Origin of the sequence: Aquisphaera insulae (assembly GCF_011064615.1) — a bacterium.
In the GTDB taxonomy this organism is placed as follows: domain Bacteria; phylum Planctomycetota; class Planctomycetia; order Isosphaerales; family Isosphaeraceae; genus Aquisphaera; species Aquisphaera insulae.
The window spans coordinates 1-7,954 of the sequence record NZ_JAALJH010000170.1 but is presented as its reverse complement, the minus strand read 5'-3'; the positions used below and the strand labels follow the sequence as shown (position 1 = coordinate 7,954).

Below are 7,954 nucleotides of genomic sequence, written 5' to 3'. Positions count from 1 at the left end.
CCTCGTGCTCCCGAGTGGCCCCGCTCCTTGTCCGGGAGGACGAGGCTCCTGCCGAGTCGGCGCCGGCCGGTGATCGCGCCCGGGCCGTGTTCCCAGCCGCATCGCGGGTCGCGGCACGCGCAACAGAAACGGTCGCGATTAGCCATCGGCTATTGGCTTCTCGACGACAGAGCGTCGGATGCACCTTGCGATGAATATCTCCAGCTCAGGAGGCAAGACAATCGGCCTCATGCTCCGCCGTCGAGCCAGGTGCCACAGGACCGTCCCGTCGATGCAGACCGCGGAGTATATATCAGATGTCTTGAACGTGCGGCCGCGATGGCGTATCAGGCCTGTCGAAAGTGCCTGGTGGAATGCTGCGTCGTCATCTCTCAGTAGGGCCTGAGCCGCAATGACCAGCACCTTGAGGTGACTGCGGCGATTCATCCTGACCAGGAGTTTGCCCTCGTCCATGGCGTTCAGATCTCCTCGGAGACGACCCGCGAGCCAGATCTGATAGGCGTTGTCTCCGGGCGTAAGATCATCGAGCCCTTCGTCGAGGCGGAGATCGTCGCCGGGCCACTCGATGAGACGATCCGCGGACGGCCAGTCTTCCAGGGACAGGGCGAGGGTCAGCCCGAGACGATACTTCTCGATCCAGGGGAGGACCAATCTCGACGTCCTCCAATCCAGATCCACGTAACCGCCGGCCCTCCCGGGCCACAGGAAATGAGTTCGCCAGGGACCATAAAAATAGTGCAAACAGCCCGATACGACTCGCTTGCCCATGGCCACCCGGTCGTCCAGTGGCGGCGGCAGAGAATACCCTAGCGAACCCAGGATGAAGGCGAGTACGCCATCATTACAGGAAGTGTCAATCCACGCGACGATCTCCAAACCCGAGGATTGAGGAGGGTCGCAGAGCCATAGATCCTGACTGGCAACGGCGTTTCGCGCCGCCGCCTCCATGAACTTGGGTCCAAACCCCAGCCGCTGCCAGGGCGCCACCCGTCGATCGTTCATCGCTCGCGATGTTCCCACTTCAGGTCGAAGTACACCGAGTACCGGCCGTAGGACTCGAAGAACGGTTTGAGCTTCGCCTCGCCGACCTGGAAGCGGAGCGTGCTCGGGTCGCCGGTGATCGACTTCTCCGGCGCGTTGACGTCGATCGTCAGTGGCCGCCAATCGGGGCGCGGGGCCGATTCCTCGGCGGCGAGGACGACCGGGCCGTACAGGATGCTGGCGATGTTCGGGCGGTCCATCACGCGGTCGAAGTGGAAGCCGAACGGCATGCGGAGCTCGACGACGGCGCCGTCCTTCCACGCCTTGCCCAGGCTGATGTAACGGCCGGGCGTCGCATCGACGGGCTTCTCGACGCCGTCGATCTTCACGAAGAAGCCCCTCGTCGCCCAGCCCGGCACGCGGACGAACAGCTCGATGCCGTCGCAGCCGGCGAGCGTGAGCCGGGTGCTGTCGGCATACGGGAAGCTCGTCTCCTGCTTCAGGGTCGACCCGCGGCCGGCCCATTTCAGGGTCGACGGGATGAACAGGTTGACGTAAAGGGACGCCCCGTCCTCGCCGCGGAGATAGATCGAATCCTGGAGCTTGGTGTTGCTCTCCAGGGCCGTGCCGTTGCAGCAGGTGAAGCCGTCCATGGCCTCGTTGGCGAAGGACTTTCGCGAGCCTGGGTTGAGCGGGATGTGATACGTGTTCCCCGGGTCGTGCTCGGCCACCGATGCCAGGATGTCGTTGACCAGGGCGCGCTCGTAGTAGTCCATGTAGCGGGCGTCCCGCGGGCGGAACAGGAAGAGCGCCCGGCTGAGCTTGAGCATGTTGTAGGTCGCGCAGGTCTCGTTCTGGCCGTCCTCGGAGAAGCCGTTCTGCCAGAGCGTGTCGGGCTCGGCCGTGAAGCACTCGGCGTTGTGGGGCCGGTGGCCGCCGGCCACGCCGCCGATGCTGTAGGCGTAGGACGTGGTGGCGATGTCCCAGAAGTTCTCGGCGATCCGGAAGTCGTTCGCGTCCTTCGTGGCGGCGAACGTCTCGAGGGCGCCGAGGACCTGGGGGATGTGCTGGTTGGCGTGCTTGCCGCGGAGCGTGTCGACGTTTCGCGCCAGGCCGCCCGAGTGATCGGGGCCGCCGTAAAAGAAGGCGATGTTGTCGAACAGCCTGGCCCCTTCGAGGAACCGCGGGTCGCCGGTCAGGCGATGGAGGCGGGCCATCACCTCGTTCATGCCGCCGTACTCGCCGGCGATGTAGCGGTTCCACATCGCGATCCGCGTCTCCTGCCGCAGGAGCTTCAGGCGTTCATAGCTCCATAGTCCCATGTCCCTGGCGATCTCGAGCGCCTTCGCGTTGCCGGCGACCTCGTAGCCGTCGAGCAGGCCGGCGAGGATCTTGTGCAGGGTGTAGTACGGCGCCCAGATCTGGTTGTTGCCTCCGCCGTAGGTCGCGCCCCGTTCGAGCATGATGAACTGGTCGGGCGGATAGGCGCTCAGGAAGCCGTGCCCCCAGTTCCAGTAATCGGTGCGGATCTGGCCGGCTGCCAGATTCGAGTCGTACCCCTTGCGGCCCTCGCCGGGGGGGACCTTCGTCGGATCGGCGACGGCCGGTCCGCCGGGTTTCTCGGGATTTCCCGACTTCCGCGACAGGGCGTAGATCGCGTCGATCGTGGCGTCCATCCGCGTCCGCAGCGCGGCCCGGAGGGGCTCGTCATCGGTGGTGCCGGCGTACGCCTGGGCGAGCGCGGAGAGGTAGTGGCCGGTGGCGTGGCCGCGGAGGCGGGTCGTCTGGCTGTCCCAGACGCCGAGGGCCTTCGCCCCGGCCGGCTGGGGCTGGCCGAAGGCGTCGCGGAACATGTAGAGGAAGTCGTCGGGGTTCGTCCGGGCGAGTGCCCTGACGAACTTGTCGCGATTCTTGATGAAGGGCGTCTCGCGGCCGGCGGCGTCCCGGTCGAGCGAGACCTCGCCGAGGGCGAACGGCCGGAGCGTGCGGACGGGCGTCTCCGGCGCGCCGGTCGGGGCGGAGACCTTGACGACGGCCCGGGCCGTGAACGGCGTGCCGGGCACCTGCCCGGTGACGGTGTACGCGCCGGGCCGGGCGACCTCGTCGGCCGATTTCGGCGCCGGCCAGAGGACGCGGAGCGCCGGGCCGGCCGCCCCGCCTTCGCGGACGCCGGGGACCATCGGCGGCAGCTTCGGCAGGAAGCCGACGGTCGTCGTCGCCGTGACGTCCGCCACGCCCAGGAGCTTCGGCCCGCCGAAGTCGACGGGGCCGGCCTTCGCCGAGCGGGCCGCCTCGGACGACGCCCCGGCCGAGGCGATCCGGCGGCTGCCGGCGGCATTGTCGTGGATCGTCCGGACCTGCGCGTCGGAAAGCGCCGCCGAGTAGAGCCGCAGGTCGCGGATCAGGCCGTCGAGCCCGAGCCCGACGCGGAGCCTGGTCGTCTCGGTCGCCTTCGCGTTGAGGATGCCCGCGATCGTCGCGGCCGGGACGTCGGCCCGGCCGACCGGTGCGCCGTCGCGGTAGAGCGAGAGCCTGCCCGCCGCGGCGTCCAGCACCGCGGCCACGTGCGTCCAGCGTCCGCTCGCCACGCTCTTCGAGGCCGGCCCGATCGTCGCGTCCGCGCCTTGCGCGGTGATGGTCGAGCTGAAGCCCTCGGCGCCGTTCGCGCCGGCGAGCGTGCAGGCGAAGATGTGATCGGCGTCGCGCTCGAATGAGAAGAGACGCGGATTACCCTCCACCGACCGGAGCCGGACCCAGCCGACGATGCTGATCGACTCGACGCCCTTCAGCATCCCGGCCGGCAGCTCCAGGGCCACGCCCTTCGCCCCGGTGAGGGACAGCGCCTTGCCGAAGCGGCGGTCGTCGGCGAAGGTCGCCCCGTCGCCGCGTGGCGTGGCGTGGAAGCCGTTCCGCGAGCGGTCCGCCGCGGTGCCGTCGAGCGGATAGCGGGCGATCAGCGCCGTCTCGCCGATGCCGTCGAGGATCTGGTCGCCGTCGGCCTGGGCCGTCGCGAACGGGGCCGAAAGCAGGAGGGATGCCGACAACGCCAGGACCGTCGCGATGCGAATTCGTAAGATCATAAGATAGCTCTAGCGAAACACTATCGAACATCGGGCCGGGGCACGCCACGAGCTGAAGCGGCCACACGAGGCGGTGACCTCCTGATACCGACCTTGCCGCCGGCCCTTCATTGTAACCGTTCACGCCCTGGCGGCGGCCACCGAGCGCCGATCACGGTGGGCCGTCGAATCTCGTCAGGATACCCTCGATGGCATCGGCGTGGATCCGCCACGACTCGGCCGAGTAGCCCCCCGAGAGGAGCATGGCCAGGGGGATCGCCCTCTCCCGGACCTCGGTGACGACCAGGAGGTCTCGCTCGGCCAGGTCACCGGCCGTCAGGCGGAAGTGGGCCAGCGGGTCGCGTCCATATGGGTCCGAGCCGGCATTATAGACGACCAGATCGGGTTGCACTGCGTCCAGTGCATCGGGCAGGGTCTCTCGGACCAGGTCGAGGTACTCGGGGCCGGTCAGGCCTGGGCCTACGGGCTGCGGATAGTCCTCGGGCTCCTTGCGGGCCGGGAAGATGCCATCCTCGTAGAGGTCGTAGATGAATGCCCACTTCCAGCCGCGGAAGACGGCGGCCGTGCCGTTGCCCTGGTGGGCATCGAGGTCCACGACAAGTACCCGGGTCATGTTCTCCTCGTCATGGAGGCGCCTGGCCGCGATCGCGGCGTCGGAGTAGACGCAGAACCCGCCGCCCCGGTCCGAGGCCGCGTGGTGATAGCCCCCGCCGAGGTTGATCGCCAGGCCATGCTTCAAGGCCAGGCGACAGGCCAGGATGGTCCCGCCGGTGGCGTACCGCATCGGCCGCAAGATCCGCCAGCGGACCACCCAGGCGGGGAGTCGGCGGATGATCGGAACCTCGAGGATGGTGCCGAGCACATCGGGGCGGCGGAGCGAGCGCAGATAGTCCTCTGAGTGGACACACCTCAGGTCGTCGCGGGTTGCCTTGCGGGGGCGCACGAAATCCCCGGGGCGTCGCAGGCCGTGTCTGATCAGGGCGTCATGGATGCGGCGATACTTCCGGCCGTCGAAGGGATGGTATCGTTCGAGGCCGAATGCCGTGATGTTGTAGCGGGGATGGTAAACGATCGGAATCATGAGTCGAGGCCCGGCGGTTCCATTTCGATCCTGAGGGTTGACTGCGTGGTCAGGTGCGCCACCTCGCAATCCAGGTCTACGACGTCGAGATCCGGGGACGGGCGGCCGATTTCATCCCCTCCGCTGGGGCATGGGCGGAGGTCCTGGGGCTGGTGGAGAGGCGACTCATTCCCGTCGGATTCCGGATCATGGTGCGAAGGTCCGGGGGGCTTTCCGCGTGGATGCCGCCGGGAACCGATGGATCTTGTAAAGACATCGTGTGCCTTTCGTGAGGTTTGGCCCGGCCCATTGGCCCTGAAGAGGAGATTGATCATACTTCGCTCGGCGGGACGCATCGCGGGTGGATCCCCGAGGGGCGGGACGCGCGATCAGGACTCAGGACTCTCCCCGATGCAGCCAGACCTCGGGCGAAACGACGGATATCCCCCCAGGCGCTACGACTGCCTGATCATCAGCGACCTGCACCTGGGCAGCGACGTCTGCCAGGCGGCGCTCCTGGAGCGGTTCCTGGAGTGGGCGGTCGAGAACACCCGCGAGCTGGTGATCAACGGCGACATCTTCGACGACCTGAACTTCAAGCGGCTCTCCAAGCGCCATTTCGCCTGCCTGAAGGTGATCCGCCGCAACTCCGACCGCGACGACCTGCGGCTGGTCTGGGTCCGCGGCAATCACGACGGCCCGGCGGACGTCATCGGCCACATCGTGGGGGTCGAGGTGCGGGAAGAGTATCGCTTCGAGAACGAGGATGTCCGCCTCCTGATCCTCCACGGCGATCAGTTCGACCGATTCGTCAACAACTATGGGCTGCTCACCGAGGTCGCCTGCGGCCTCTTCTACTACATCCAGAAGTGGGCGCCTCACCATTCCGCCCGCTACATCCGGCGGCTCTCCAAGCAGTGGCAGCGGAGCAGCGCGCTGATCCGCGACGGGGCCGTCGCCTACGCGGCGTCGAAGGGGTATCGCCGCGTCGCCTGCGGGCACACCCACTTCCCGCTCGTCGAGGAGGTCGACGGCGTCCTGTACGCCAACAGCGGGACCTGGACCGAACACCCGCCTTGCCCGTTCATCTCGGTCAAGGGGGACGAGATCCGGCTTGAGTACTGGCCGCCGGAGGAGGACGAGGCCCCCCCGGCCGGGCGTGCCGATGCGGGCACGTCCGCCCCGGCCCGAGAGGTCGATCAGCTCCTGAGCTCCTCCGGTACGCCCGTTCGTTGACGCCTTCCGCCTTCCCCTTGAGAGACCGTCATGAGCACCGCAACCGTCCACAGGGCCTACAACGACGTCGTCGCGACGACCTACGATCTCGACCCGCAGGGGGTGATCGGGAGGTCGCTCGACCTCGGGATCCGGCAGATGTCCGAGGAGGGGCTCCTCGCCCCCGGGCGGGAGCTCCGGGTCCTCGACATCGGGATGGGGACGGGCCTCTTCCTGGACAAGCTGGCCGGGCGATCGGAAGGGCGGATCGTGCCCTACGGGATCGACCTGGCCGACAACATGCTGGAGGTCGCCCGCCGCAGGCTGCCCGAGCTGACCGCGGCGGTCGGCGATGCCTCGCGGCTGGATGACTATTTCCCGGATCAGCAGTTCGACTGCATCTGCACCCACTTCGTCACCGGCTTCGTGAGCATGCGGGTCCTGGCCCCCCAGATCGCCCGAAAGCTCGCCCCCGGAGGCTACTGGTCGCTGGTGGGCGGCACCAGGTCGGCGTATCCCGCCCTCCAGGCCAAGGGAGATTCCAGGCTGCTCCGGATGCTCAGCGGGGCCGGGTCGCGCACGATGGACGACACGGTCCTCAACCCGGCAGACCTGGGCGAGGTCCGCGACGTGATGGCCGTGCACGGATTCGAGGTTCACCGGGGCGAGACGTTCGAGCCCGCCCTGAACTTCGACACGTTCGACACCTTCATGGAATTCGGCTACCGCGGCGGATGGCTCACCCCGCTGCTCGAGGAGATGGGGCTGCACAAGGCCGGCCCGCTGAAGCGCTGGCTGATCAACCGCCTTGCCTTCCCGGTCCAGGACAGGCACAACATCGTGATCGCCCTGGCGCAGAAGGCGTAGGCGAGCGGAGAATGCATCGGTCGTCTACGTCGCCAAGGAATATCAGACCGGAAACAAGGCCCCGACGCAGGGCCGAAAGGCGATCGATTCGCTCGCCGACCTGCAACAGCACCTCGGCCGCGCGTTGCACCCGATCGTCCTCCGTGGTGCCCAGTTCATCGAGTGCACAGTTCATGGTGTCGAGCTTCCGGCGGCGGCGTTCGATCTTGAGGGATGCGAAGTTCCCGAAGGATTACATCGGCCCCCGCTACGATCCGGCACTGAAGGCCGCGGCCCGCTACCTGTCGGACCTAGCCCGGAGAACCGACCGAGTGGGCCGCCTGCTGCACGACGCTCCTGCACGAGTTCGTCGAGGAGCACCTGTGCGGGCCCTGCGGCGGTGCCGACCGAAGGCGCTGCAATTTAGTCGACGTCTTCGCCGGCCGGATCCACGAGGCTCCCGCCGTCTTCTGGCTTGGCTATTTGACCCTTCTTGAGCATGGCGGACTTATTCCGGGAGAGGAGGGTCCGCTCGTAGAATTGGGTGCTAATCTGGCGGTCGAGCTGGCGGACGGACCATCCGCCGCGGGGCCTCGGTTTCGTAGAACGTTCGAGCCTCGGGCTTTTCGACCGCGAGCAGGCGGACGTAGTGAGACCAGGAGAGGGGGAAGCATGCCGCGACTTCTCTCAGGACGGCTTCCGTGGCCACCGGCACACCTCCGCGCAGTCCCAATTCCGCAGACGGTGTCTGCAGAATTCGCGGATAAAAAGT

At 67.4% G+C, this 7,954-nt stretch carries 5 protein-coding genes and 1 pseudogene; 2 read left to right on the top strand and 4 right to left on the bottom strand.

Features of this window, described 5'->3' with window-relative positions; genetic code table 11:
• Positions 1-138: 138 nt before the first annotated feature.
• The 3 genes from G6O54_RS36165 to G6O54_RS36155 form a co-directional block, all read right to left on the bottom strand.
• Positions 139-651: a hypothetical protein gene (locus G6O54_RS36165; RefSeq protein WP_165235688.1), complete on the bottom strand. Its 513-nt coding sequence runs from the start codon at positions 649-651 to the stop codon at positions 139-141.
• A gap of 347 nt (positions 652-998) precedes the next feature.
• Positions 999-4,061: a beta-L-arabinofuranosidase domain-containing protein gene (locus tag G6O54_RS36160; RefSeq protein ID WP_165235685.1), complete on the bottom strand. Its 3,063-nt coding sequence runs from the start codon at positions 4,059-4,061 to the stop codon at positions 999-1,001.
• A 151-nt stretch (positions 4,062-4,212) separates the two neighbouring features.
• Complete coding sequence (locus tag G6O54_RS36155) at positions 4,213-5,142, bottom strand: histone deacetylase family protein (protein ID WP_165235682.1); 930 nt, start codon at positions 5,140-5,142, stop codon at positions 4,213-4,215.
• A 390-nt stretch (positions 5,143-5,532) separates the two neighbouring features.
• Here G6O54_RS36155 and G6O54_RS36150 point away from each other — a divergent pair, with 390 nt between their 5' ends.
• A complete protein-coding gene (locus G6O54_RS36150; protein ID WP_165235679.1) occupies positions 5,533-6,357 on the top strand; it encodes a UDP-2,3-diacylglucosamine diphosphatase in 825 nt (274 codons plus the stop codon).
• Positions 6,358-6,387: 30 nt separating this feature from the next.
• Entirely contained in the window at positions 6,388-7,203 is an 816-nt protein-coding gene (locus tag G6O54_RS36145) for a class I SAM-dependent methyltransferase (RefSeq protein WP_165235676.1), read from the top strand.
• Positions 7,204-7,647: 444 nt separating this feature from the next.
• Here G6O54_RS36145 and G6O54_RS39005 read toward each other — a convergent pair.
• A pseudogene (locus G6O54_RS39005) lies at positions 7,648-7,954 on the bottom strand (DUF1016 N-terminal domain-containing protein); the annotation flags it as partial.

Coding starts and splice junctions, on each gene's coding strand:
- G6O54_RS36160 (WP_165235685.1), bottom strand. CDS start 4,061: ATGATCTTACGAATTCGCATCGCGACGGTCCTGGCGTTGTCGGCATCC.
- G6O54_RS36155 (WP_165235682.1), bottom strand. CDS start 5,142: ATGATTCCGATCGTTTACCATCCCCGCTACAACATCACGGCATTCGGC.
- G6O54_RS36150 (WP_165235679.1), top strand. CDS start 5,533: ATGCAGCCAGACCTCGGGCGAAACGACGGATATCCCCCCAGGCGCTAC.
- G6O54_RS36145 (WP_165235676.1), top strand. CDS start 6,388: ATGAGCACCGCAACCGTCCACAGGGCCTACAACGACGTCGTCGCGACG.